This is a genomic window from Actinomadura graeca, from assembly GCF_019175365.1.
GTDB lineage: Bacteria > Actinomycetota > Actinomycetes > Streptosporangiales > Streptosporangiaceae > Spirillospora > Spirillospora graeca.
The window spans coordinates 6144321-6171278 of record NZ_CP059572.1 but is presented as its reverse complement, the minus strand read 5'-3'; the positions used below and the strand labels follow the sequence as shown (position 1 = coordinate 6171278).

Below are 26958 nucleotides of genomic sequence, written 5' to 3'. Positions count from 1 at the left end.
GCCGCCGGGGCCGTCCCGAATGACGCGCGCGGTGCTGTCCACCAGCCGACCAATCGAACGGACGGGAGCGCTCCGTGGCAGAACAGCCGCTGCATGAGCACACGCTCGGCAATGGCATGCGGGTGGTGGTCTGCGAGGACCATGTCGTACCGCTGGCCGCCGTCAACCTCTGGTACGGCGTGGGGTCGCGGCACGAGCGCGCCGGTCGCACCGGGCTCGCCCATCTCTTCGAGCACCTCATGTTCCAGGGGTCGGCGAACGTCGCGGAGGGCGAGCACGCCGCGTTGCTGGAGAGCGCGGGCGCCGCGTTCAACGCCAGCACGTCCTTCGAACGCACCAACTACTACGAGACCGTGCCGGTCAGTCATCTGGAACTCGCCCTCTGGCTGGAGGCGGACCGGATGGGCACGCTGCCCGCCGCGCTGACCCAGGCCAACTTGGACAACCAGCGTGACGTGGTGAAGAACGAACGGCGTCAACGCTATGACAACCAGCCGTACGGAACCGCCTTCGAGCGGCTGTGCGCGCTGACGTTCCCCCAAGGGCATCCGTTCGCGCACACCCCCATCGGCTCCATGGACGACCTGGACGCGACCACCCTCGAAGACTGCACCGACTTCTTCGCCACCTGGTACGCGCCTGGGAACGCCGTCCTGTCGGTCGTCGGTGACGTCGATCCGGAGAAGACCCTGCAGGCGGTAGAGCGCTACTTCGGCGGCATACCCGCGGGCCCGGAGCAGCCGCGCGCGCGCGCCGGGGACCTCGGCCCGCTGTCCGGTGTGAGGGAGGAGACCCTCGACGAGGAGGTCCCCTCCCCCGCCTACTTCGCGATGTTCACGCTCCCCACCGACGGCGGCGACGACATCGAGGCCGCGGAGCTCGCCGTGGAGATCCTCGGCGGCGGCTCCGGGTCGCGCCTCTACGACCGCATGGTGCGCCGCGACCAGATCGCCACGGAGGTGTGGGCGGGCGTGACCCGGCTGGCGACCGGCCAGTCCCTCGCCATCGTGGACGCGATCGGGCCGGAGCCCGACAAGATCTCCGCCGTGCTCGACGAGGAGCTGGAGCGGTTCGCCGCCACGGGACCCGACGCCGACGAGACGGCCCGCGCCACCGCGCAGGCCGAGCGCGGCTTCCTGGAGCAGACCGAGACCGTCACCGGGCTCGCCAACGCCCTCTCCCAGAACGCCACCCAGTTCGACGACCCCCGCCGGGTCTTCACCGCCCCCGGCCGCGCCGCGGCCGTCACCGGGGACGCGATCCAGCAGATGGCGTCCCGCTGGCTCGCGCCCGGTGCCCGCACCGCCCTGACCTACGGAGGTACGCCGTCGTGAGCGGACTCACCCTGCAGCCCCGTCCCGTCCCCGGGCCGGTCCCTGCGTGGGCGTTCCCGACCGGTTCGGCGGGACGCGTGCCCGCGGGCCCGGCGACACTCCGCGTCGACATGCCCGGACGCCGCCTGGCCGCGGTCCGGCTCGTCCTGCACGCGGGCGCCGGACGCGAGCCGATGGGCGCCGACGGCGTCGCGGCCCTCGCGGCGCGGGCGCTGATGGAGGGCACCGAGCCCGGCGGCGGCACCGCGCTGACCGCCGCGTTCGAGCGGCTGGGCGCGAGCCTGTACGCCGTCGCCGACCTGACCGCCCTGCGTGTGGCGCTGGACGTCCCCGTGACGCGGCTCGGCCCGGCGCTGGAGCTGTTCTCCTCGGTCGTGCGCCGCCCGGCCCTGGACGACGCCGACATCCGCCGCCTCGTCCGCGAGCGGCTGGAGGAGATCGCGCAGGAGGACGCCGACCCCGGCTCGCGCGCCGCGCGCGAGCTGCGCGCGGTGATGTTCCCGGAGCGGGCCCGCGCGTCCCGGCCGACCGGCGGCTCGCGCACCTCGGTCGACGCGCTCCAGGGCGAGGACGTCCGTGCCTTCTACGGCTCTGTGGTGCCCGCTGAGGCGACGGCGGTCGTCACCGGCGACCTCGCTGGGGCGGACGCCGACGCGGCGCTCTCCGACGCTCTGACGGACTGGGCCGGGACCGGCGCCCCGCTCCCCACCGCCGACACGATCCTCCCGGAGTCGGCCGCCCGGATCGTCGTGGTCGACAGGCCCGGGTCCGTGCAGACCTACCTGAGCATCGGGCACGGCGTCCCCGACCGCTCCCACCACGACTGGCCCTCCCTGATGGTCGCCTCGCACGTGCTGGGCGGCGGCCTCACGTCACGGCTCAACGCCGTACTGCGCGAGGAGAAGGGCTACACCTACGGGATGCGGGCCGGCCTGCTGCGGATGCGCCACTGCGGCCTGTTCGTCGCGCAAGGCGCCGTCCACACCGAGGTCACCGCGGACGCCGTCTCCGACGCCCTCACCGAACTGCGCGGCGTCGTGTCCCGCGGTATCGACGCGGAGGAGCACGGCGCGTCCGTGCGGGCCCTGGCCGACCGTGCGCCCGCCGAGTACGAGACGGCCCGCGCCGTCGCCGCTGAGCTCGCCGACGCGTCCGCGAACGGGCTGGGCGCCGACTATCCGAGCGCCTACCTCGCCGCCGTCCGCGCGTCCACCCCGGACGGCGTCGCCCGCGCCTACCGCAAGCATGTCGACACCGAGGCGCTGACCGTCATCGCCGTCGGCGACGCCGCCCAGATCCGGGAGCCGCTGGAGAAGCTCGGCTACGCGACGGTCACCGTCACCGCCAAGGAGGAATGACGGCGGGCGGGTGCCTTTCCCTCTACCGCCTCTCTAGGACGGCCTTGGTTTCTGCCCTAGTGTTTCGCGTGCGGGCGTGAAACCGATGGCATGGTGGATTCCGTCTGACATGTGCGAGGAGCGACCTCGCTGTCCGGAGAGGGGAACGGCCGGTGTCCTACGGGCGGATGGCAGGCGGGTACGGAGCGGGAGGACCCTCCGTCGACACGATCCTGTCGGAGCCGAACTGCCGTCCCGGCGGTGTCGTGGCGGGCAAGGTGCACCTGCGCGGCGGGGACCGTCCCGTGGAGATCCGGCACGTGACGCTGGCGCTCATGCCGCGCATGCAGGACGGCTACGGCGGGGAGACCGCGGGCCCGGAGGTGTACCGGGGCGCGCTCACCCGCGGCTTCACGCTGGAGACGGCGGGGCAACGCGACCTGTCGTTCTCCATACCGCTGCCCTACGAACTGCCGTTCACGACCGTCCTCGGACACGAACTGCCGGGGTTCACCATCGGGATGTGCACCGAGGTGGACGCCAAGGGCCAGCCCGACCCGGGTGACGTCGACCCGATCTCCGTCGAGCCGCTGGAGTCCCAGCAGTGGGTGCTCGCCTCGATCGCCCGCCTCGGCTTCCAGATCACGAACGTGACGTTCGAGTCGTCGAAGCTGCGCGGGATGTCGCAGCAGCTGCCGTTCCACCAGGAGATCCACCTCGTCCCGCCGCCCGCGTTCCAGGGACGGCTCGGCAAGGTCGGCCTCAGCTTCATCGCCAGCCCGCGCAGCATGGCGTTCGCGCTCCGCGCCGAGGACCGCTCCACCCCGTCCGACGAGTCGTTCGGCGTGTTCCAGGTCGGGCACGCCGAGGCCGCCGAGACGGACTGGAACGCCAAGATCGGCGAATGGCTCGAAGCGGCCGCCGCGCTGCCCCGCGCCACCGGGCCCTCACCCGGTCCCGGACGGTCCGGCTCCGCGCAGGGCACCCCGCCCCCCGGGCAGGCGCCGCTTCCGCCACCCGGCGCGCCCGCGCAGTTCCCGCCACCCCCTCCCGGACAGCAGCCCGCGGCGGCCTCCTACGGCGGACCCGGCGAGTACGGGCAGCCCGGCAACGTCCAGTTCCCGCCACCGGCACCCGCGCCCGGCCAGTCACCGGCCCCCATGCACACGCCAGGGCACGCCCCTCCGCCCGGACCCACCCCCGGGAACGCTCCTCCGCCCGCACCCATGCCGGGCCAAGCGCCCCCCGTGCCCGCCTTCGGAACCGCACCCGGCTACCCACCCGGCCCTGGGCAGGCGCCGCCCGGCCCCGGATACCCGTCCCATCCCGGTTACCCACCCGGCCCCGGCAGTGCACCGGCCCACGCGCCGATGCCCGGTCACGTACCGCCGCCGTCCTCGGGCCGCGGCCCCCTGCCCGCCCCTCCGCCCGCGCCCGGGACCGTCCCACCCCCGGCACCGGGGGCCGCGCCGTATGCGCCCGCAGGCCCACCCCCGGCCTTCCCAGGCCCAGGCGCGGCGCCCTACCCGCCCGCCGCCCACGGGCACCCGGCTCCGCCGCCCGCCCACGTCCACGGCCCGCACGGACACCGAGGGCACCACGGCCACGGCATCGCGGCGGCCGGGCTGATCGGTGGCGCGGCAGCAGCGGGGATTGCCGGCGGCATGGCGATCGGCGCCGTCGGAGATGCCGCAGTAGGCGCCGCGGGTTACGCCCAGAACATCGCGGGCTACGCCGCAGGAGTCCCGGTGGACGCGTTCGGCAACGCCGTGGCCGGATACGCCGGACAGGTCGCGGGCAACATCGCGGGCAACGTCGTCGGCAACGTCGTCGCGGACGCCGCCAACGGGGCCATGGGCGACGTCGCCGGCGAGGTCGCCGGGGGGATCGCGGGCGGTGTCGGCGAGATCCTCGGCGGGCTCCTGGGCGGGCTGTTCGGCTGACCCAGGGAAAATGCCGGGCCATTCGGACGAGATCCGCCGCACGCCGGGTCCGCGTGCCGTCCGCTGGTTAAGGTCGAGAGCGCAGCCCGCCTCCCGAGGAGCCACATGACCACTGTGATCCTTGTCCTGCTCTGCCTGGCCATCGCCGGGCGCGAGCTCTACCTGTCCTCCGACAAGCGCCTCCCCCGCGCCCTGGCGGAACTGCGCGAGCTGCGGACGCAGGTGGCCGACCTGAGCAAGCGCCACGAGACGCTCAGGGCGGAGGTCGACGCGGCGGGCGAGCCCCCCGGCATCGCGATCCCGCACCCGTCCGACGACGACGTCTCCGGCCGCGTGGAGCAGGTCGCCGCACGCATGGAACGGCTGGAGAAGGAGGTCGGCGAGATCGGCGCCGGGCTGGCGGGCCTCGACCTCGAACGCGACGCCCAGCGCGCCCTTGCCCGCTCCATGGACGCCGTGGAGCAGGACATCAACGAACTGCACCGGGAGATGCTCGACCGCCTCGACCGCGAGGAGGGCGTCGTCACCGGCCTCGTCCTCAGCGAGGAAGGCGAGGCCGAGGCGCTCCTCGCCGAGGCGTACGAACGCTGCGCGACGGAGTACGGGCTGCGCATCCGCATCCGCGACCAGCGTTCCGGGAAGGCCGCGAACGGCGCCTACCGGGGCACGGTCTACCACCTGTCCGGACGCCGCCCCGGCCCGCTCGCCGAAGAGCTGTTCTCCTACGCGCGCGGCCTCTACGACCCGCAGGACCCGTCCGGCATGAGCGCGCTCCTCACCGAGCTGGCGCATCTGCGCGGCGGCGGCGTGGCCCGCTTCGGCCCGTTCACCGCCGTCCGCACGACCAGCGCGCTCGTCTGCGGCCTCCTGCCGGACACCGACGAACGCGTCGCGCCGTCCGAGCCGTGGGAGCTCGCGGGCTACATCCGCGAACTCCCCGACGACCTCCAGTGCGACCTGTCCTGGCTCCGCCCCGAGAACTGATCAGGGCCGGACGAACCGCGGCGCGGCCGTGTCGTCCACCTTGAACGCGAGCAGGCAGCGGGGCGTTCGCGCGACGTCGGTCTGCAAACACAGCCCGACCCCCAGATCGGGATCGACGAAGACGACGCGCCGCAGAGCGCGCAGCGCCCTCCGCGTGCGCGCGCGGGTCTCCGGCCGCACCACCTCGTGCAACGTGCCCGTGACGACACGTCCCGCGTACCGCCACAGCGCCGCCGAGTCCAGCACCCGCACCCCCGCCGACGTCAGGTTCGCCACGATCACGACGCCGCTGTCGTCCTCCTCCCCCGAGACGGCCGGGACGGGCAGCGCCCCGTCCCCCGGCGCCAGCGGACCGCCGACCGCCCGGTGGTAACGCAGGGGGTCCAGGGTGTCGATCACGAACGCCCCCGCATAGGGCCGGGAGGCGCGCGGCACCCCTGACGTCCCCTTGGACGCGCTGCGCACGTTGAGATGCGCGCTGAGGTCGAACACCATCCCGGCGTCGTCCAGCCAGGCGGGCAACCCGAGCTTCGCCGCGGCCCGCCGGTCGAGCCCGTCGATGGTGCGCCACAGCTCGTCCGTGCGGCCCGACAGTGCCGCCGCCATGCCCAGCCCGGGGAAGGCGCCTTCCAGCACGGCCAGCATCGCCCGCCACGTGGAACTGCCCACGAACTCGGCCACGAAGGCGTCCGCCAGCGCCTCACGCCGCTCCGGATCCGCCATAGGTCCGGGCCGCCCCCCGGGCGGCTCGGTGGCCAGCCCCCGCTCAGGCAGCCGGGGAGTCCACCGCACCTCGCGGCCACCCGGCGGCTCCGCCGACAACCCCTTCCTCGGCAGGAACGGCTCGTCCGGCGCGGTACTCCCGGGGTCGGCGGCCCCCTCACGGCGAGCCGCCCCCCAGGACACGGGCCCCGCCCCGTAAGGAGCCGATTCCACAGTGCCCGCATGCGGAGCCCACGGCGCCCCCGACGGCGCCTCATCAAGCGCGGAAGACCCCACAGAAGGCCGCTGCCTACGCTCCGACGACACGGTCCCGCTCGACGGCGCCTCACTGGACGGCGTGCCCTCACCCGTCCAGTGCGACCCAGCCGTCGAAGCCGCCTGCGGCACCGTTGGCCCCGTCCCACTCCGCTCACCCGCGGAACCCACGTCCTCTGGCGCATCCGACGACGCCCCCGCCGCATACGGAGTCCACGGCGAGCCCGACGGCCCATCATCAAGCGGCGAGGAACCAAGCGAGGACCGCTCACCCGCAGGCGCCCCACTCGACGGCGCATCCCCAAGCGCGGACGGCGCCCCCGACGCAAGAGGCGTCCACGAGGAACCCGGCGACGGTTCATCGAGCGGCGAGGAGCCAAGCGAGGACGGCCCGCCCGCAGGCGGTTCGCTGGACGGCGTCCCTTCACGAGCCCACTGCGACTCCGCAGACGACGCCGACGAATGCGGCGCACTCGACGACGGCGCGTTCTCAGGCGCTGACGGAGGCCCCGGCGCAAGAGGCGTCCACGAAGAGCCCGACGGCCCCTCATCAAGCGGCGAGGAACCAAGCGAGGACCGCTCACCCGCAGGCGTCCCACTCGACGGCGCATCCCCCAGTGCGGACGGAGGTCCCGGCGCAAGAGGCGTCCACGAGGAACCCGGCGACGGTTCATCGAGCGGCGAGGAGCCAAGCGAGGAGTGCCCACCCACAGGCGCTCCACCAGATCCGCCAGGCTCCGCCTCAGGCGCGCTTGGGGGCTCTTGTGAGACGGGAGTCCACGGCGTGGCCGATGGGGGGTCGTCGAGCGGCGAGGAGCCCAATGGGGCTTGCTCGGGTGTGGTCGGTCGGTCTGGGACGTGTGGGGTCCATGACGCGGCGGACGGCGTCTCGTGGATTGGCGTGGGGGCCGAAGGCGGTGGTGTCTCGCTGGACGGTGTCTCTCTAGGAGCCCAGTGCGCTTCCCGTGAGGGGGCGGTCCAAGGGGATGCCGGGGGGACTTCACTCTGCGGTGGGAGTTGTTCCTCGCGGGTGGAGGACGGCTCGCCGCGTGGTGCGTCTGCTTGGGGCGACTCCGGCTGGGGTTGCTCTTCGCGTGCGCTGGGGGGCTGTACGGGGAGTTGGAGTTCGCGGGTCCACTGCGCTTCTCGCGACTCGGGGTTCCAGGTGGTCTGCGGCTCGCTGGGCGGGGGTTGCGGGAGAGGGTCCTCGCGGGTGGTGGACGGGTCCGGCGGGGCGTTCGTCGGGGGCGGTCCGGACGCCTCCGTATAGGGGGTCCACGGGTCGTCTTGGGGGGGTTGTGCCGGTCTTCCTGCAACGTGGACGTCGCCTGGGTGGGGGACGGGGGGGTCGGGGTCGTCCTTTGGGTCGTGCGGGCCGGAGTTCACGTTGTCGATCCTGCGATGAGAGTGGGGTCGGCGGCAAGCGGAGTTCAGCGGCCGGTCGCGCCGAAGAGGGCCGCGCACAGGGCCTCCGGACGGTCCTCCGGGAGGGTGAGGACGGTGTCGTCCAGGCGCAGGCGGACGGGGACCTCGCGGCGCATCGGGTCTTCGGCGCCCTGGGCGGCGGCGATGTCCTGGAGGCCGACGGAGACCGTTCCGGGGAGGTCGACGGTGGCGGGGCGTCCGTCGGCGCGGAGTTCGTCCAGCCACAGGTCGAGGAGGCGGCGGGCGAGGCCGTTGAGGAGGCGGCCCCAGGGGTCGACGAGGTGCGCGGGGACGTTCTCGGTCTGGATCTCGGGGAGGCCGAAGCGGGCCAGGCCACGGGTGGTGAACCAGAAGCCGCCGGGGCCGGACGTGTGCGGCAGGAGCATCCAGTCGGTGAGGCGGATGGCGCCGGCGGGGCCCGGGAGGGAGCGCCGGAGGTGGTCCTGGGTGAGGATCTGCGGGGTGAACACGTCGATCACCGGGGCGGACACGGCGGCGGCGACGGCCCCGGCGACGGCGCGGGCGGCCCATTCGTGGGCGGGCGGCCAGCCGGGAGGGTAGGCGGCGCGGACGGCGAGGAGGTGGGAGGCGGCGCCGATCGCCGCGCGGTCGGCCGGGGTGGCGTTGTAGACCTCGGGCAGGGGCGGGAAGTCGGCGGAGGGGCGGTGGTCGAGGGTGAGCATCGGGCTGTCGAGCATGCCGCGGACGAGGTTGCGGAGGGGAAGGTCGACGTGGCGGGCGATCTGGTCGTGGGCCAGGGCGGCGGGGTCGGCGACGGGCTCGGCGAACGCGACGGCATACGTGCCGTACAGGGTCTCAGGTACGGGCAGTGACAGTTTCTCACCCAACTCGTCCCCCGGCGGGCTCCTCGATGCGTTTCCCTCGATCAGAGCCGACGGCGGAGTTGGAAAGTATCTGTCGCAGCGGCGACAGTTACCTCCCAGGTCCGCGAGGGAGGCCCACGACCACGCCTAACGCGGGAGTGGGTGCTCGAACCAGACCACCTTTCCTTGGTCGGCGCGGTGGGTGCCCCAGCGTTCGGCCAGATGGCTGACGAGCTGGAGGCCGCGGCCGGACTCGTCGGTGGCCTCGGCGTGGCAGAGCTGGGGCATGTCGTGGCCGTCGTCGTAGACCTCGCCGAGCAGGGTCGTGCCCTTGATCAGGCGGAGGCCGATGGCTCCGGCGCCGTGGACGAGGGCGTTGGTGACCAGTTCGGTGACGAGGAGCTGGACGGTGTCGGTGATGCCCTCCATGCGCCAGCCGGTGAGCCTGGCGGCGACCTGCGCGCGCGCCTGCGGGACCATGCTGGACCTGGGTTCCAGCTCCCAGGTGGCGACGTCGTCCCTGGAGATGCCGTCCAGGCCGACGGCGACGATCGCGATGTCGTCGGCGGGGGTCCCGGCGCCGAGGGTGGCCAGGAGGGTGTCGCAGGTCCGGTCCAGCGGGCGGGGGCCGCCGGCGAGCCGGGCGCGCAGTTCCTCCAGGCCCTGCTCGACGTCGCGGTCGCGGCGTTCGAGCAGGCCGTCGGTGCACAGGACGAGCTGGCCGCCGTCCTCGACGCGGAACTCCATGGTCTCGAAGGGCTCGCCGCCGACGCCGATCGGCACCCCGGCCGGGACGGGCAGGACGCGCGACTCCCCGCGGGGCGACACCAGGACCGGCGGGACGTGCCCGGCGTTGGAGATCCGGCAGCTCCCGGCGATCGGGTCGTACACCGCGTACAGGCAGGTGGCGAGGTAGCCCTCGCCGAGGCGTCGGGCGAGGACGTCGAGCTGCCGCAGGAGGATGTCGGGGCGCATGTCCTGGGCGGCGATGGTGCGGACGGCGGTGCGCAGCTGCCCCATGATGGCGGCGGACGTGAGGCCGTGGCCCATCACGTCGCCGACGACGATGCCGAGACGGCAGCCCGGCAGCGGGATGGCGTCGAACCAGTCGCCGCCGACCTGGGCGGCCTGGCCGGCGGGCCGGTAGCGGTAGCACACGCGCGCGCCCGCGACCTCTGGCGGGTCGTCGGGGAGCATGCTGCGCTGGAGTTCCTGCGCGACCTGGACCTCGCGGTGGTAGAGCCGCCCGTTGTCGATGGTGAGGGCGGCCCGGCGGGCCAGTTCGTCGATCATGGCGCGGTCGAGCTCGTCGAAGCCGGGGCGGTCGGGTTTGCGGAGGAGCTCGAAGGTGCCGAGCACGCGCCCCCGCGCGATCAGCGGGACGATCAGCAGGGCGCGACCGGTGAGCAGCGGCCGGAGGTCGCGCCCGCCGAGGGAGGCGGCGATCTGCCCGGCGCGGTCGCGGTCGACCCGCGGGAGGTGGACGGGCCGCCCGGTGCGCATGGCCTGCACGCACGGGGTGCGCTGCCGCAGGTACAGCGTCTCGTCCTCGGGGACGGCGCCGTCCCAGCGCCCGGGCTCCTCGTTGTGGACGACGGCGACGCGGCGCATCACGGTGGTCTCGTCGATGTCGATGACGGGCGGCGCCGAGTCGGCGACGACGTCTTCGAGCAGCTCGACGGCCGCGAAGTCGGCCAGCCGCGGGACGAGCACCTCCGCGAGCGTCCGGGCGGCCTGCAGGTGGTCCAGCGAGCTGCCGATCTGCTGTCCGGCCTCGCTGAGGAAGGTCAGTGGCTCCCTCACGGCCATCGTCTCCCATCCCTGTTCGGGGCGCGGATCGGTTCTGGGGGGCGCGGCGCCGGTGGCCGCGCGGGCGCGGACCCGGAGCGCGCGCGGCACGTCGCCCCGGTAGGGGGCGATCGGCAGGCGGACGCGCATGCTCAGGTTGACCGCCGGGCTGCCGAGGCCGAGCACGCGCGAGGCGATGGGGTCGGCCTCGGCGTCGGTGACGGGGAGGAGGCGGGCGAGGTGCCGGGCGAACGTGGCGGTGTCGCCGCCCTTGGACGGCGGGGCCAGCGCCGGTTCGACCCGCAGCAGCCGCGCGCCGGCCGCGCGGCGCGCGGTGCCGTCGGGGCGGGCGACGAGGACGTCGTCCAGCATGAGGCCGAGGCCGTCTTCGCGGAGCCTTCTGAGGTCGGCGGCCAGCGCGAGGACGCGGATGCCCGCGTCGCCGGGCCCGCCGTGGAGCCCGGGACGGTTGATCGGGTACACCCACCAGCCGACCTCGGCGAGTTCCCCGTTGTCGACGCGGGGCACCGTGCTGGCGGCGCACCAGGCGTGCCCGAACACCTCGGCGGGCTCGAACGCGCCGCGGTACTCCCGCGGCAGCCGCAGAACCTTGGTGAGCGGGCGGCCGAGGGTCTGGCAGCGTCCGACACCGAACAGGTCGACGGCGGTGGGGTCCCAGTGGGCGATGCGGGCGCGCGCGTCGAGCGAGATCATGGCCATGTGCGCGACGCCGAGCAGGTGCTGTTCCAGGAAGCGCGGTATGTGGAGCTCGCCACGGGACGCGTCCGGCTCGGAGGTGTAGACCGCGGACTGTTCCGGCGAGGGCGCGCCCCCTCCGGGCACGCCATCGCCGGTGTGCGGCGGTGACTGACTTCCGGTGATGCTCACGCGGACACCTCCCTGGGAGGGAACTCGGCCGACACGTTCCGCAACCCGCAGTGAACGAGACATTACTCCGAGTGAAGATCCACTGCTCGCATTCCCGCTAAACTGATACGGGTGAGTGCTCACTCATCTGAGTGGGCGTGCTACTGTCCAGCCCGGGAAGGCGAGGTGGCGACGGGTGGCAGCGGTGGCGGAGCCGATGCGGGACCGGATCCTGGCGGCGGCGATCGAGGTGATCCGGGGCCGTGGCATCACGGCCGCGACGACGAAGGAGATCGCTCGCAAGGCGGGCGTCTCCGAGGGCAGCCTGTACAACCACTTCGCCAACAAGACGGCGCTCTTCGCCGCAGCTCTGGCCGAGGTGACGGGTACGGCACGGACGGCGATGGCCGCCCTGATGGGGTCGGCGGGCCAAGGGACGGTCGAGGGCAACCTCGTCCGCCTGGCCGCTGACATGGTCCGCTTCTACGGCGAGCTTCTTCCGATGACCGGGCCCGTCCTGGCCGATCCGGAACTGATCGCCTGGCTGAGGGCGGACGGCCCCAGGAAGGCGCAGGAACTCGTCGGCGCCAAGTCCCGTGGACGTCCCGGGGGTGGCCCTCCGGCGGGCCTTCCGGGCACCCCCGGCGGACCTCCCGCCGGGCCTCCGGGCGGCGCCACGGCGGGTCCCGTTCTCGGCCACGCAGCCCTGATCGGCTACCTGGAGGCCGAGCAGCGGGCGGGGCGCATCGTGGACGGAGCGCCGCTGCCGTTCCTCGCGGCGGCGCTGCTGGGCGGCTGCCAGCAGCACGCCTTCCTGATCCGCCTCGCGGGCCCGGAGACGGTGGCCGCCGGGGCCCGGCTGCCGGACGATCCGGAGAAGTTCGCGACGACACTGGTCCGGGCGGTCATGGCCGGGCACCTCTCCCCCTGAGGACCAAGGAATGGCGCGTTCCAATGTCTGACGGACGTTCCAACTAGCCTATAGGTGCACAGTCATCCCAAAATGACCGAATGCGGCAAACGGCGCTAATGCCACATTGACACCATCCGTCCCCCGGCAGAAGATCACGCGACCCCCGTTGTGATCCATGCCAGGGAGGCGCGATGACGCGCACGGTTTTCCGGCACGCCACCATCCGGCGCAAGAGACTCACTCCCGTCCTGGCCGCCGCCGCACTCCTGATCGGAGCGCTGGCGGCCGCCCCCGCGAACGCCGCCCCCCAGACCCCGGGCCAGGGCGGCGCCGTGGACGTGTACACCGGTGAGCTGACCACCGAGCAGGTGCGGCTCTTGAACCGGTCCGGAATCGACCAGGAAGACGTCAGCATCGGCAGGGGCCAGGGCGACCGCGTCCACGTCGAAGCGGTTTTGAACGGCGCCCAGTTGGCCGAGCTGAACAAGCAGGGTCTGCACCTCACAGTGAAGAAGGTGCAGGGCAAGGACGTCACCCAGCGTCTCAGGGCGGCACCCCCCAAAGTGTTCCGCCCTTACAGCGGCCCAGGGAACATCCACGATGAGCTGGTGAAGGTCGCCTCCGACCATCCGTCCATAGCGACGGCCGTGGATCTCGGGAAGAGCGTCCAGGGCAAGCCCATCACCGCCGTCCGGGTGAGCAAGAACGTGCGGACCCTCAAGGACCGCCAGCGGCCCGTGGTCGTCTACCAGGCCGCCCAGCACGCGCGCGAGTGGATCACACCGGAGATGGTCCGCCGCCTTCTGCACCACTATGTGGACGGCTATGGCAAGGACCCGAACCTCACCCGGATCATCGACACCACGGACCTGTGGTTCCTCCCCGTGGTCAACGTGGACGGCTACGACCTGACGTTCACCGACGGTTTCCGGCTCTGGCGCAAGAACGCCCGCGACAACAACGGCGACGGCAAGGTCACCGTCGGTGACGGCGTCGACCTGAACCGGAACTTCACCTACAAGTGGGGCTACGACAACGAGGGCTCGTCCCCCCGGCCCGCGAGCGAGGTCTACCGCGGCCTCTCCGCCGCGTCCGAGCCCGAGACGAAGGCACAGATCGGCCTCTACCAGCGGCTCCGCCCCGCCTACCTGATCAACTATCACTCGGCGGCCGAGCTCCTGCTGCACGGCGTGGGCTGGCAGGCCCTGACCCGCAGCCCCGACGACGTGGTCCACGACGCGCTCCTCGGTGACATCGACCACCCGGCCGTCCCCGGATACACCCCCGAGCTGGGCGCGCAGCTCTACACGACCAACGGCGACACCGACGGCGAGGCCGACAACAAGCACGGCGCCCTGTCGGTCACCCCGGAGATGGCGACGTGCAAGACGGCGGCCAACACCTTCCCGGACGACGAGTGGACGCCCGAGAAATGCGGAAGCCTCTTCGAGTTCCCGGACGACGAGAGGCTCATCGCCCACGAGTTCCAGAAGAACCTGCCCTTCGCCCTTTCCATCGGCAGGTCGGCGCACACACCGGACAGTCCTGTCTCGGCCACCGGGCGCACCGTTCCCGACTTCGAGACCAACGGGTTCACCACCTCGTTCGGGGAGAGCCAGGAGGTCCGGGCCTACATCCGCCGGTCGCTCCGCGACAAGGAGCTGCACTACCGGATCAACGGCGGCCGCGTCCGCGACGAGGAGGTCCGCGAGTGGCGCGGCGGTGAGCGGTACGGCGACGAGAACGACCACTACTTCGCCGAGTACAGGGGCGAGGTCGCCGACCAGGAGCCGGGCGACAAGGTGGAAGTGTGGTTCTCCGGCGAGAGGGGCCGCGGGCGCGTCGAGAGCAAGCACTTCACCTACACGGTCCGTTCCCAGCACCGGGCGGACGTCCTGGTGATAGCGGACGAGGACTACAAGGGCGTCAACCCCACCTACCCACCGGGCACGAAGGCCCCCAAGTACGCGCGCCAGTACGCCGACCTGGTCGAGTCCGCCGGTCACAGGCCGCTCGTATGGGACATCGACACCGATGGGGCCCCGCACGATCTCGGCGTCCTGAAGCACTTCAAGGCCGTCGTCTGGTACCTGGGCGACAACCGCCTCACCCAGGACGCCTCCGATGAGCCGGTCAAGACCCACCAGGGAGACGCACCGGACTCGCAGGTGGCCGACCGCGCCAAGGACCTGCTGCTGTCCGTCCGCTCGTACCTGAACGAGGGCGGCAAGCTGCTCCACACCGGCGAGACGACCGGTTACACGGGGCCGATCAGCCAGCTGAACGGCGGCGGCATCTACTACGGCCTGAAGGGGCACCCTGAACGGCCGTGCGTGGTCACCGGCAACTACCGGGACGACTGCGAGCTGCTGTCGGACGACTTCTTCCAGTACTACCTCGGCGCCTACGAACGGCAGCGGGCCGGGGCGCCGACCGGGTTCACCGGGACGGGGCGCCCCTTCGAGGGCGTCACGTCAGGGCTGGGCGGCACCACGTCCAACCCGCTCAACGAGGCCGGCCGCTTCCAGGTCACCTCGGCGGTGCTGCCCGAGGACTCCTTCCCGCAGTTCGCGAGCCGGAAGGCGGGCGACTACCTCGGTGGCGGCGGCGCCCCCGACACCGCCTCGTCGGTGGTGACCCCGGACTCGGTCCTGTTCGGCTTCGGCATCGAGCAGGTCACGACCCCGGCCGAGCAGAGGACCCTGGTGGCCAGGGCCCTGAGCCACCTGCTCGGCTGACCCAGGGACCCTCTCGCCCCCGAGGGTCCCGAGAACCGAGGGCCCCGGCCACCTCCACCGGCCGGGGCCCTCGGCATGTCCGCCCCACCTCTCCGTCCGGTGCCAGCCCAGACCGGCCCGCCGCCCTTCCAGCCGTCTGACCTCTCGCTGACAGAGCATCTGACCACTTGACCTTAAGATGTGATGGACGCCACGCAACCTTTAGACCGCTCCCCTGCGTCTTACTGAGCAGGGAACACCACTGACGAGTGGAAGCGCCTGATCGGGCAAGGCCCGCGACGTCCCGTAGGAACGGGGTCGCCTGGCAGAGCACCGGCCCGCGCGAACCCCCGGCATTCCACGGAACCGGGACCCCACATGATGCCGGTACTCCGCAGGGAGGACGGCACGGCGCCGCGAGAACCGTTCGCTGCACCGCGTCCGAAGGCCGGCTCCGAACCCGTCGGGAACGGTGGCACGTACCACTAGCACGGGGGGCGGCTCGTCCGCCCGGTCAGCGCGCGCCCCCGAACGCGCGCCCGCAACCGGCCCTCACGGGTCACGACCTACGGGGAGAGATGATGACCGCTGTCACCATGCCTGTCCGCCGGAACGCCGAAGGAAACGCGAACGGCGAGAAGACCGAGCGCTACGAGCGCGACGTCCTTCCCCTCGCCGATCCTCTTTACATAAGCGCCGTGCGGATGACCCGCAACAGCGCCGACGCCGAGGACCTCGTCCAGGAGACCCTGGCCAAGGCGTACGTGAACTTCCACCAGTTCCAGGAAGGCACGAACCTCAAGGCGTGGCTGCACCGCATCCTCACCAACAACTTCATCAACACCTACCGCAAGAAGCAGCGCGAGCCCCAGCGCGCCGGCTCCGAGGAGCTGGAGGAGTGGCAGATCGCCCAGGCCGAGGCGCACGCGGCCGGCTTCCGGTCCGCCGAGTCCGAGGCACTCGACCGGATCCCGGACTCGCAGGTCGTGGCCGCGCTGCGCGCCCTGCCCAAGGACTTCCGGGACGCGGTGTACCTCGCCGACGTCGAGGGCTACCCCTACAAGGAGATCGCCGAGATGATGGGCACCCCCATCGGCACGGTGATGTCCCGTCTGCACCGCGGCCGCAAGCAGCTCCGCGAGGCGCTCGCCGACCACCGCCGCGCCCACATCCTCGCCGCGTGACGGACTAGACGAACACGACGGACGCCTGTCCCTGCCCGACCCCCCACCCCGACCCCCGCCACCTGCTCCCCGCCACCCGCTCCCCGCCCCCGGGCCTCCCACCGGCCGCGATCCCGCAGTTCCCCCGTGACTGCGGGATCGCCCATTTCCCGGCACGGTGGGTAGTCTTTCGGATACAGTGAGCGATGGTCCGTCCGATCGTCGGGGAGAATTCGATGGCTCGTCCTGTCATTGCCGCCTTCCGGGCGGCGGCGCCCGCGCTCGCCGCGCTCGCCGTCGCCGCATACGCCGTTCCGGCCCACGCCGAAGCGCCCGCCGCGTCTCTGAGGCTCACGCTGACCTACCCGGGGCGGCAGGCATCCGCCACGAAGACCGTGACGCTCCGCTGCGGCCCGGCCGGCGGCGACCACCCCGACGCGGCGCGGGCCTGCGCCGACCTCGACGAGAACCGCGGCGCGTTCGCCCGGTCCCCCGACGGCCGCGCCTGCACCATGATCCACGCCCCGGTCATCGCCCGAGCCGAGGGCCGGTGGCACGGCAGGGCCGCCCGTTTCCGCACCGAATACGGCAACGAGTGCGAGATGCATGCCCGCACGGGGAAGATCTTCGCTTTCTGACGCGCTCCGAGCCGCCACAGGTCCGCTTCCGAGCCGCCACCGGCCCGCTCTGAAGCGACCACCGGCTCGCTTCTGAAGCACCGGCAGCGCCCCGGGCACCGCCGTCCAGGCCCGCTCGCCGGGAGACCGACCTGGGCTGATTCCTCCTTCACCGCATAGGCGCGCCCACTGTGGGTAAACGCGCGTCACGGCTCCGCGAGCCGCCGGGACCCCAGGAGGATGTGCGTGCGATGCCACGACGAGTGAGCGACGTCATGACCGTGACCCCCCAGGCGCTGCCACTGGACGCGACACTCTACGAAGCCGCCCGCGTCATGCGCGACGAGGGCATCGGCGATGTTCTGGTCACCTATGCCGGGCGCCTGTGCGGGGTGGTCACCGACCGCGACATCGTGGTCCGGGCCGTCGCGGAGAGCCGCGACACCTCCCTGACGCCCCTCGGCGACGTCTGCACCGCCGACCTCACGACCGTCCGTCCCGAAGACGACACCACCACCGCCGCGCGGCTCATGAGCGAGCAGGCCGTGCGGAGGCTCCCGGTCGTGGACGCCATGTACCGCCCCGTCGGGATCGTGTCCATCGGGGACCTGGCCGTCGCGAACGGCGAGACCGGGCCGCTGCACGCGATCAGCAAGGCCCCGCCGAACAACTGACGCAGAGATCACCGAACGAGCCCCGCAGGCACCAGGACCGGGGTGAGCACCGAGGCGGCTATGAACTGGGGAGATCGGTACCTTGCCGGGCGGAAGGGGGCGGTACCGCCGGGCCGGGGCAGCCGGGCACGCAGGATAACGTCGGAGGGGTGACATCCACGGAAACGGTCCTGACGGACCAGCTCGCGTTGGAGATCGCTCGGCTGGGGGTGGTCGGGGAGTCCTCGGACGTGGGAACGTTGCACCGCATCACCGAGCTGGCCTCCCGCGCCGTCCCCGGGTGCGCGGGCGCCGCCGGCGTCCGCTGGGCGCTGCCGCGGACCCCCGAGGGCGCCCTGTCGCCCGGGCCGGGCCTTCCGCCGGATCCCGTCCAGGACTCGCTGCCGTCGCCCGCGGGCACGACGGGCCACCCGCCGGTCCCGGCGCCGTCCCCCGAGCCCGGCACCGGCCCGGGCCTGGAGCGGCCCGAGCCCCTCGCCGCCGCGGCCAGCCACCCCGACCTCGCCGAGGTGACCGACCGGCAGCTGTCGCGGGGCCGCGGCCCGGTCTTCGACGTCGTGCTCGGCCGCCGCGCGCTCGGCTCGAACGACCTGCTCGCCGAGACCCGCTGGCCGGAGGCGACGGCGGACATGCTGCGCCGCGGCGTCCGGTGCTTCATCACCTCCCCCCACCTCAACCCGCCCGTCCTGGTCACGCTCACGCTGTACGGGGTGACGCCCAAGTCGCTCGGCTCGGGCGGGCACGCGCTGGCGGCGCTGCTGGTGGCGCAGGGAAGCGCGGCGGTGTCCAATTCCCAGCAGTACGACGTCGTGCACCGCACGGCAGTACAGTTGCAGGAGGCGGTCGAAGCGCGCGCCATCGTGGACCAGGCGAAGGGCATCATCATGCACGCGCTCGGCTGCGACGCCGATGAAGCGTTCGCCGAGATGCGGCGGATCTCCCAGACGCGTCATGTGAAGCTCACGGCGCTCGCCCAGCGGATCGTCGGCGACCAGGGCCTCTCCTAGGCCATGAACTAGGCCCCATGCGGAGAAGAAGAATAAGCTGCGGACAGCGGATCCCGAGGATCGCGGGTCCGTCCCACCCAGAGCACGAGCCGAGCTGGTTTCACCGTGCCTCACGGACAAGGGGGAGACCGGATGCACGAAAAGCCTGACCAGCTCGAACCGGAGACCCTGCTGAGGGAGATCTCCGATCTTGAGGGGCGCATCGGCGAGCTGCGCCAGGCCGCCGGCATGCCCGAGCCCGACCTGCGCGCGACGCTGGACGCGGCGCTGGTCGAGCTGGAGCTGGCCCTGACGGCGCTGCGGACGATGGGCACCGAGCAGGGCGGCGAGCGGGGCGGGTCCGCGGCGGCCGAGAACGAGCGGCGGGTCCTGCGGACGGTCTTCCAGGACGCGCCGGTGCCGCTGTTCCTCCTGGACCGCAGCACCAGCGTCCGGCGGGTCAACCGGCAGGCGGCGTCGCTGCTCGGCACGTCCTCCGGCTACGTGTCGGGCAAGCAGTTCACGGCGTTCTGCGACCTGGCGACCCGGGCGGCCGTGCGCTCGCAGCTCGCGGCGGTCGTGCGGACGGGGCGGCGGCGGCGCGTCCAGGTCCGGTTCCTGGGCCGCGACCATCCGGTCGACGCCGTGGTGACCATGGCCCGGGTGTGGATCCGCGGCGAGCCCGACCCGATGGTCGTGGTGGCCGCCGGTCCCACGAGCACGCCGACCGAGGGCAGTTCCCAGGGCCTGCGGGGCGAGCCCGCCAGGCAGCCGAAGGCGGCGAAGGCCGCACCGGCCGCGCAGGGCGACGACGAGGCCGTGGCCACGATCGTCCACCGGATGGACGTCCTCGCCACCGCCAGCGAGCTGCTGCTGGACGAGCCGGTCTTCAACGAGACCGTCGCCGTGCGGCGCTGCGCGCGGCTGCTGGCGACCGAGCTGGCCGACTGGGCGTTCATCGACCTCACGGGCCCGAACGGGACCGGTCCCGGCGGGGGCCAGCCGGGCGCGGCGAAGGCCGCGGCGGCCGCTCCGGCGCTGCGCCGCCAGGTGGTGATGGGCCCCGCGGACGAGCACTCCGTCGAGGCCGTGGGGCCCCTGGAGGAGCTGGAGCCGGCCCAGGGCACACTGCCGCACACGGTGTTCGTCACCCGGCAGAGCGCGCTGCGCCCGCACGTGGAGAACCTCGACGTGCTCGGCGTCTTCCCGGACGGCACGCCCGTCTGCGCCAAGATCGGCGCGACGTCGGTGCTGTGCGTCCCGGTGGAGGACGGCGACCGCTGCATCGGCGCGATCACGCTGGCGGCGAGCGGCGACTACGGGCCGTTCGACCTCATGGACCTCGGCGTCGTCCAGCGGCTCGGCCGGTACCTGGCGCTGGTCATCCGGGCGGCGCGGCTCTACCGGCGCCGGGCCGAGGTGGCCGAGACCCTCCAGGCCGGGCTGCTGCCGAAGTCGCTCCCGGCGATCCCGGGCGTGAGCGTGGCGGCCCGCTACATGACGGCGACGCGCGGCGCCGAGGTGGGCGGCGACTTCTACGACGTGTTCCGCACCCAGAGCGGCGGCTGGGGCCTGATGCTCGGCGACGTGTGCGGCAAGGGCGAGGACGCCGCGGCGGTGACCTCGACGGCCCGGCACTGCGCGCGGCTGGCGGCGCGGTGGAGGGACCGTCCCGGTGAGATCCTCGCCATGGTCAACGAGGCGCTGCTGGACGAGGACCGGTTCGTCACCGCCGTGATGGCCGGGCTCCAGATCGACACCGAGCGCGTGACGGTCTCGCTGGGCACCGCGGGCCACCCCCCGGCGATCGTGATCCGCGCCGACGGGGTGATCAGGTCGGCGTCGCGGGGCGGCGTGCCGCTCGGGCTGTTCGAGGACTTCGAGGCCGGGCTGGACACCATCGACCTCGGCGTGGGCGACACCCTCGTCCTGCACTCGGACGGGGTGCTGGAGGCGTGCGACCTGCAGCGGATCGAGTTCGGGCAGGAGCGGCTGCTGGAGGCGCTGGCGGCGCACTCCGCCGACCCGCTGGAGGAGATGCTGGTGGCGGTGGAGCGGGTGCTGCTGGACTTCTGCGACGGCGATCTGCGCGACGACGTGTCGATGCTGGCGCTGCGGGTGGACGCCCCCACGCTGGACTGATGGGGTTTTGGTCGGGTAAAAGGCCTTTATGAGTGTTGATCCCGAACCCAAGCACCGGAACGAGACCCGGCACGAGCGACTCGACCGGCAGCTCATGGAGCTGCTGCAGGGTTTCCGCGTCGCGGTCACCGGGGTGCAGGTCCTCTTCGCGTTCCTACTCACCGTGCCGTTCTCGGCGGGTTTCGACCGCGTCGACCGGTCGGGGAAGGTCCTGTTCTACGTCGCGCTGTTCGGGGCGGCGCTCGCGTCCATCTGCTTCATCGCGCCGGTGTTCCAGCACCGGATCCTGTTCCGGCTCGGGCAGAAGCCGCTGCTGATCCGGCGCGCCAACCGGTTCGGGATCTACGGCGCGTTCGCGCTGGCGATCTCGATCACCGCGTCCGCCACCCTGATCGTCGAGACCCTCGCCGCGGAGGACGCCTCGGACGCGGCGGCGGTCGCCACGGCCGCCGTCGTCCTGGCCCTGTGCTCGTGGACGTGGTTCATCCAGCCCTACCTGACCCGCATGAAGGCGAACGGCCGTGCCGCCGACGACGGGGACGACGACGGAGAGGACGACGACGAGGGCCGGTGAGGCGCGGCCCCCGCCGTCCCCGTCAGTACGCCTTGCCGAAGATCACGCGCTTGCCGTAGGCGGACGGCTCGCCGCACCTGACGCAGGAGCCCGTCTCCTCGGGGGCGTCCGCGGCGATGACGCGCGGCGTCGCGGCGGTCTCGGCCTTGATCTCGTCCTCGCAGGCGGCGCGGCCGCAGTGGAACGCGCGGGCCCAGCCGCCCGCGACCTGCGCGCCGAAGGCGTCCCAGGCGTCCACCTCGGCGGTGCGTTCCTCGCGGAACGTCTCGGCCCTGGCGAGCAGGAACGCCTGGAAGTCGGAGAGGATGCCGGGCAGCACCTCGGGCACCTTCTCCAGCGGGATCTGCTCCTTGCCCTGCCCCTCGACGGTGGGCAGCCGCCGGACGACGGTCGCGACGCCGCCCTCGATGTCGCGCTTGCCCAGCTCGATGCGGACGGGGACGCCGCGCATCTCCCACTCGTTGAACTTGAAGCCCGGGGAGAGCTGCGGGCGGTTGTCGTCCACGTGGACGCGGATGCCCATCGACTTGATCGCCGCGCCCAGCCGCCGCGCCTCGGCGGCGGCCTGCTCGCCCTGCTCCTTGCGCCCGATCGGGACGATCACGACCTGGTAGGGGGCCAGCCGCGGCGGCAGCACGAGCCCCTTGTCGTCACCGTGCGTCATGATCACTCCGCCGATCATGCGGGTGCTCATCCCCCAGGACGTCGTGTGGGCCAGCGTGAGCCTGCCCGCCTCGTCCTGGTACTGGATCTCGAACGCCTTCGCGAAGTTCGTGCCGAGGTAGTGGGACGTGCCGGACTGCAAAGCCCGCCCGTCGCGCATCATGCCCTCGATCGTGTACGTGCGGACGGCGCCGGCGAACCGCTCGCCGGGGGTCTTCTCCCCCGCCACCACCGGGATGGCCGCCAGCTCGCGCGCCACCGCGGCGTAGGCGTCCAGCGCCCACATCGTCTCGCGCATCGCGTCGTCCTCGTCGGCGTGCGCGGTGTGGCCCTCCTGCCAGAGGAACTCGGTGGTGCGCAGGAACATCCGGGGCCGCATCTCCCAGCGGACGACGTTCGCCCACTGGTTCAGCAGCAGCGGCAGGTCGCGGTGCGAGTCGATCCACTTGGCCATGTACTCGCCGATGACGGTCTCGGAGGTGGGCCGCACGACCAGCGGCTCCTCCAGCTCCTTGCCGCCCGCGATCGTCACGACCGCCAGCTCCGGGGAGAAGCCCTCGACGTGCTCGGCCTCGCGCTTGAGGTAGGACTCCGGGATGAACATCGGGAAGCAGGCGTTGTCGTGCCCCGCGTCCTTGATCCGCCGGTCCAGGTCGGCCTGGAGCAGCTCCCACACCCGGTAGCCGTACGGGCGGATGACCATCGTGCCGCGAACCGGACCGCGGTCCACCAGCTGCGCCTGCACGACCAGCTCGTTGTACCAGGCGGAGAAATCCTCGCTCTGCGGCGTCACACCTTCTCGACTCACGGCACTCAGAGTACTGACTGGAGACGCCCGCCACCGACGCAATAACCCTTCGCAGCCCCGCCGTTACCCTCGCCGAATGCGCCGGTCCCGGCTGGGCGACCGCTGCTCAGGGGCCCTCGGCGTCGAGGTCCTGGACGCCGTCGTCGCGCACGTCCGCTCGAAATTGGTTTGACGGGCCCGAGCGCGGTTCCGGAGACTCGACCGCGGAATCGCGGCCCTATCGCGGCCGCCGCGCGTTCGAGGGGGGACCGTGGGGCACGTCGAGGTCGGCCATGTCGGCCATGTGCTGCCGGACGGCCGGGTCCTCCTGGACGACGTGTCGTTCCGGGTGGGCGAGGGTGTCACGGCCGCGCTCATCGGCCCGAACGGCGCCGGGAAGACCACCCTCCTCAAGCTCATCGCCGGTGACCTCGCCCCCCAGGACGGGACGGTCGCGCACAGCGGCGGCCTCGGCGTGATGCGGCAGTTCGTGGGGAACGTCCGGGACGGGTCGTCCGTGCACGACCTGCTGCTGTCCACGGCGCCGCCGCGCGTGCGGGAGGCCGCCGCGGCCGTGGAGGCGGCGGAGCTGGTGATGATGGAGCGCGACGACGAACCGGCCCAGCTGCGGTACGCCACGGCCCTCGGCGCGTGGGGCGACGCGGGCGGCTACGACATCGAGGTGCTCTGGGACGCCTGCTGCGTCGCGGCGCTCGGCGTCCCCTACGACGGGTGCCGGTGGCGGGAGGTCGGGACGCTGTCGGGCGGCGAGCAGAAGCGGCTCGTCCTGGAGGCCCTGCTCCGCGGCCCGGACGAGGTCCTCCTGCTCGACGAGCCCGACAACTACCTGGACGTGCCCGGCAAGCGGTGGCTGGAGGAGCGGCTGCGCGAGACGCCCAAGACCGTCTTGCTGGTGTCGCACGACCGGGAGCTGCTGGACCGGGCCGCCGACCGGATCGTGACCGTCGAGGCGGGCAAGGTGTGGGTGCACGGCGGGCGGTTCGCGACCTACGCCGACGCGCGCCGCGACCGCAACGAGCGGCTTGAGGAGCTGCGCCGCCGCTGGGACGAGGAGCACGCCAAGCTCAAGCAGCTCGTCCTCATGCTCAAGAACAAGGCGACGTTCAACGACGGGCTCGCGTCGCGCTACCACGCCGCGCAGACCCGGCTCCGCAAGTTCGAGGAGGCCGGGCCGCCGGAGATCCCGCCCCGCGACCAGAGCATCGCGATGCGGCTGCGCGGCGGACGCACGGGCAAACGCGCGGTGATCTGCGAGGACCTGGAGCTGACCGGGCTCATGAGCCCGTTCGGCACCGAGGTCTGGTACGGCGAGCGCGTCGCCGTCCTCGGGTCCAACGGCTCGGGCAAGTCGCACTTCCTGCGGCTGCTGGCCGCCGTGGCGGAGACACTGCCGCGCGGCGCGACCCCGGTCGAGGCCGTCGCGCACACCGGCACGTGCCGACTCGGCGCCCGCGTCGTCCCGGGGCTGTTCGCGCAGACGCACGCGCGCCCCGACCTGGCCGGGCGCACGCCCTGCGAGATCGTCATGACCGAGCACGCGCGGCAGCGCAACGACGCGATGAGCGCCCTCGCCCGGTACGAGCTCCAGTTCTGCGCCGAGCAGCCGTTCGAGACGCTGTCGGGCGGGCAGCAGGCGCGCCTCCAGATCCTCCTGCTGGAGCTGGGCGGCGCCACGCTGCTGCTCCTGGACGAGCCGACCGACAACCTGGACCTGGCCAGCGCCGAGGCGCTCCAGGAGGGCCTGGAGTCCTACGAGGGTACGGTCCTGGCCGTCACCCACGACCGCTGGTTCGCCCGCTCCTTCGACCGTTTCCTGGTGTTCGGATCGGACGGTTCGGTCTACGAGTCGCCCGAACCGGTCTGGGACGAGACGCGCGTCGCCCGCCCACGCTGAGATCTCCAGGGGTTTGAGCTGATCAGCGGGCTACCCAACGGTTGCGAGGGATGGGTAGAGTGCCCGGGTGCGGGTGGTGGTGACGGGGGCGGCTGGGTTTGTCGGGAGCCATGTGGCGGACGCGTTCGCGCTCGCCGGGCATGAGGTGGTCGCCGTCGACGCCCCGGCGCGCTCGCTGGCCCCGGACGTCGCGCGGCGGACGTTCGACGAGGTGGCGGCGCGTCCCGGGGTCCGGGCCGTGCCCGCCGATCTGGCGATGGACGACCTGTCCGCGGTCGCGGCGGCCGACGTCGTCGTCCACCTGGCGGGACGGCCGGGCGTGCGCAGCTCGTGGGGGGCGGGGCGCGCGGCGGCCGAGCGCGACAACGTCCTCGCGACCAGGCGGCTGCTCGCGGCGTGCGCGGCGCGGCCCGCGCGGCTGCGGCCGCTGGTGATCATCGCGTCCAGCTCGTCGGTGTACGGGTCGGCCGGGCACCGCCCCAACCGGGAGGACGACCCGCTGAACCCGGCCAGCCCGTACGCGGCCAGCAAGGTGGAGGTCGAGCGGCTCGCGGCGCTGGCGGCGCGGGACGGGCTGCGGACCGTCCTGCTCCGGTACTTCTCGGTCTACGGCCCCCGGCAGCGGCCCGACATGGCGTTCCACCGGTTCGTGGAGGCGGCGCTGGACGGGCGGCCGCTGCCGGTGTTCGGGGACGGCCGCCGCTCCCGCTCGTTCACGCACGTCCGGGACGTGGTGGCGGCGACGCTGGCGGCGGCGGGCGCGGACCTGCCGGCCGGTATCGCCGTCAACGTCGGGCACCACGAGCCCGTGGCGGTGCGGTCGGCGATCGGGCTGCTGACGGGCGTGCTCGGCGTGCGGCCGGAGATCCAGCGGGAGGCGCCCGTGGCCGGTGACGCGGCGCGGACCTGGGCCGACACCGGCCGGGCCGCGCGGCTGCTCGGCTGGACGGCCCGCACCGGCCTGGCCGAGGGCCTCGCCGACCAGATCGCCTGGCACCGGGCGCTGCGGGCGCAGGAGGTGCCGGCATGACAGGAGGCGCCGGGGCGGGACACCGGGCGGCCTACTTCGCGTTCGACAGGTTCCCGTCGAGCAAGGGGTCGGCGGTGCACATCGCGCAGATGGCCGACGAGCTGTTCGCCTCCTTCGGCGGCGGGCTGCTCGGCGTGCTCGGCGGCGGTGGCCTGCCCCGCTACCAGCGGGAGGGGGACCGGGAGATCGCGCGGTTCGACGCGCAGATCCCGAACCTCATCGACCGTGCCGAGGCGTTCTCCGGCTGGGTCGCCGACCACCTGGAGCCGCACCGGGAGACCCTGGAGGTCTGCCACGTCCGGGACCCGTGGAGCGCGCTGCCCGTGGTCGCCCTGCCCGGGCGGCGCCGGGTGGTGTACGAGGTCAACGGGCTGCCGTCGATCGAGATGGCGCACACGTGGCCGTGGGCGTCGAAGGCGGCGCTCGGCAAGATCCGCGAGCTGGAGCGGTTCTGCCTGGAGCGCAGCGACGCCGTCGTGGTGCCGTCGCGGGTCATCGGCGCGGCCGTGCGCGGGCTGGGCGTCCCCGAGGAGCGGATCCGGCTCGTGCCCAACGGCGCCGACGTCCGCGAGCGCCCGGAACGCCCGTCCGGCGCGCCGGAACGGTACCTCGTCTACGTGGGCGCGTTGCAGCCGTGGCAGGGCCTGGACGTGCTGATGCGCGCGTTCGCGCGGCTCGCCGACCTGGAGGGGCTGCGGCTGGTGGTCTGCGCGTCCGTCCCGGAGCGGCGGGCGAAGCCGGTGCGGCGGATGGCGGAGCGGCTCGGCGTCGCCGGGCGGGTCGACTGGCGGTTCGCGCTGCCGCACCACGAGGTCGCGGCGTGGCTGGCGCACGCGGAGGTGTCGGTGGCGCCGCTGACGGGCTGCGCGCGCAACCTCGACCAGGGCTGCGCGCCGCTGAAGGTGATCGAGTCGATGGCGGCGGGCGTCCCCGTGGTCGCCTCGGACCTGCCGGCGGTGCGCGAGCTGATGGCCGACGGGGAGCACGGACGGCTCGTCCCCGCCGACCGTCCGGCGGAGCTGGCGCGGGCCGTGCGGATCCTCCTGGAGTACCCGGAGGAGGCCGCGGCGATGGGCGAGCGGGCCCGGCGCCGCATCGCGGACGGGCTGACCTGGGCGCACTCACGCGCCGAGCTGGCCTCGGTCTACCGCGCGGTCATGGCGGGCGGACGGGACGCCCGGAGCGCACGGGACGTCCCGGACACGCCGGGAGCAGGACGGGACGTGCCCGGGGCACGGGACGCGCGGAACGCGGGCGCCGGCGCGGCGCACCGAGCAGAACGGTAGGTGGTGTCGTC

General features: G+C 73.1%; 19 protein-coding genes. 15 read left to right on the top strand and 4 right to left on the bottom strand.

Annotated features, from left to right (window positions below):
• The first annotated feature begins 74 nt into the window (after positions 1-74).
• The 4 genes from AGRA3207_RS27375 to AGRA3207_RS27355 all read left to right on the top strand — a co-directional run bounded on the left by AGRA3207_RS27375 (position 75) and on the right by AGRA3207_RS27355 (position 5598).
• A complete protein-coding gene (locus tag AGRA3207_RS27375) occupies positions 75-1334 on the top strand; it encodes a M16 family metallopeptidase (protein ID WP_231329873.1) in 1260 nt (419 codons plus the stop codon).
• Positions 1331-2692, top strand: coding sequence for a M16 family metallopeptidase (locus tag AGRA3207_RS27370; RefSeq protein ID WP_231329872.1), 1362 nt, complete (start codon positions 1331-1333; stop codon positions 2690-2692). The genes AGRA3207_RS27375 and AGRA3207_RS27370 overlap by 4 nt, the downstream gene beginning before the upstream one ends.
• Positions 2693-2844: 152 nt before the next feature.
• On the top strand, positions 2845-4614 hold the full coding sequence (locus AGRA3207_RS39930; protein WP_273699948.1) for a sporulation protein: 1770 nt from the start codon (positions 2845-2847) through the stop codon (positions 4612-4614).
• Positions 4615-4719: 105 nt separating this feature from the next.
• Positions 4720-5598, top strand: coding sequence for a hypothetical protein (locus tag AGRA3207_RS27355; protein WP_231329871.1), 879 nt, complete (start codon positions 4720-4722; stop codon positions 5596-5598).
• Here AGRA3207_RS27355 and AGRA3207_RS27350 read toward each other — a convergent pair whose 3' ends face one another.
• From AGRA3207_RS27350 to AGRA3207_RS27340, 3 genes are all read right to left on the bottom strand, one after another.
• Positions 5599-6504 (bottom strand): hypothetical protein, encoded by a 906-nt coding sequence (locus AGRA3207_RS27350; RefSeq protein ID WP_231329870.1) that lies wholly within the window; start codon positions 6502-6504, stop codon positions 5599-5601.
• Between the two features lie 1502 nt (positions 6505-8006).
• Entirely contained in the window at positions 8007-8849 is an 843-nt protein-coding gene (locus AGRA3207_RS27345; protein WP_231336534.1) for a hypothetical protein, read from the bottom strand.
• 123 nt (positions 8850-8972) lie between these two features.
• Complete coding sequence (locus AGRA3207_RS27340; protein WP_231329869.1) at positions 8973-11501, bottom strand: ATP-binding SpoIIE family protein phosphatase; 2529 nt, start codon at positions 11499-11501, stop codon at positions 8973-8975.
• A 175-nt stretch (positions 11502-11676) separates the two neighbouring features.
• Here AGRA3207_RS27340 and AGRA3207_RS27335 point away from each other — a divergent pair, with 175 nt between their 5' ends.
• From AGRA3207_RS27335 to AGRA3207_RS27300, 8 genes are all read left to right on the top strand, one after another.
• Positions 11677-12411: a TetR/AcrR family transcriptional regulator gene (locus tag AGRA3207_RS27335; protein WP_231329868.1), complete on the top strand. Its 735-nt coding sequence runs from the start codon at positions 11677-11679 to the stop codon at positions 12409-12411.
• Between the two features lie 173 nt (positions 12412-12584).
• Entirely contained in the window at positions 12585-15131 is a 2547-nt protein-coding gene (locus AGRA3207_RS27330; protein WP_231329867.1) for a M14 family metallopeptidase, read from the top strand.
• 560 nt (positions 15132-15691) lie between these two features.
• Positions 15692-16294: a sigma-70 family RNA polymerase sigma factor gene (locus AGRA3207_RS27325; RefSeq protein WP_231329866.1), complete on the top strand. Its 603-nt coding sequence runs from the start codon at positions 15692-15694 to the stop codon at positions 16292-16294.
• A gap of 215 nt (positions 16295-16509) precedes the next feature.
• On the top strand, positions 16510-16911 hold the full coding sequence (locus AGRA3207_RS27320; protein ID WP_231329865.1) for an SSI family serine proteinase inhibitor: 402 nt from the start codon (positions 16510-16512) through the stop codon (positions 16909-16911).
• Between the two features lie 254 nt (positions 16912-17165).
• Positions 17166-17564 (top strand): CBS domain-containing protein, encoded by a 399-nt coding sequence (locus tag AGRA3207_RS27315; protein ID WP_231329864.1) that lies wholly within the window; start codon positions 17166-17168, stop codon positions 17562-17564.
• 149 nt (positions 17565-17713) lie between these two features.
• On the top strand, positions 17714-18571 hold the full coding sequence (locus tag AGRA3207_RS27310; protein ID WP_231329863.1) for an ANTAR domain-containing protein: 858 nt from the start codon (positions 17714-17716) through the stop codon (positions 18569-18571).
• A gap of 132 nt (positions 18572-18703) precedes the next feature.
• Positions 18704-20692, top strand: coding sequence for a SpoIIE family protein phosphatase (locus AGRA3207_RS27305; RefSeq protein WP_231329862.1), 1989 nt, complete (start codon positions 18704-18706; stop codon positions 20690-20692).
• A gap of 28 nt (positions 20693-20720) precedes the next feature.
• Positions 20721-21266, top strand: a complete 546-nt coding sequence (locus AGRA3207_RS27300; protein ID WP_231329861.1) for a DUF6328 family protein — start codon at positions 20721-20723, stop codon at positions 21264-21266.
• Positions 21267-21288: 22 nt separating this feature from the next.
• Here AGRA3207_RS27300 and proS read toward each other — a convergent pair whose 3' ends face one another.
• On the bottom strand, positions 21289-22737 hold the full coding sequence (gene proS, locus AGRA3207_RS27295) for a proline--tRNA ligase (RefSeq protein ID WP_231329860.1): 1449 nt from the start codon (positions 22735-22737) through the stop codon (positions 21289-21291).
• 250 nt (positions 22738-22987) lie between these two features.
• On the opposite strand from proS, the gene AGRA3207_RS27290 reads away from it, so the two are divergent.
• From AGRA3207_RS27290 to AGRA3207_RS27280, 3 genes are all read left to right on the top strand, one after another.
• Complete coding sequence (locus AGRA3207_RS27290; protein WP_231329859.1) at positions 22988-24631, top strand: ABC-F family ATP-binding cassette domain-containing protein; 1644 nt, start codon at positions 22988-22990, stop codon at positions 24629-24631.
• 112 nt (positions 24632-24743) lie between these two features.
• Positions 24744-25661 carry an NAD-dependent epimerase/dehydratase family protein gene (locus AGRA3207_RS27285; protein ID WP_231329858.1) on the top strand — a complete coding sequence of 306 codons (918 nt, stop codon included), beginning with the start codon at positions 24744-24746 and terminating at the stop codon, positions 25659-25661.
• Positions 25658-26947 (top strand): glycosyltransferase family 4 protein, encoded by a 1290-nt coding sequence (locus AGRA3207_RS27280; RefSeq protein ID WP_273699947.1) that lies wholly within the window; start codon positions 25658-25660, stop codon positions 26945-26947. The genes AGRA3207_RS27285 and AGRA3207_RS27280 overlap by 4 nt, the downstream gene beginning before the upstream one ends.
• Positions 26948-26958: the final 11 nt, after the last annotated feature.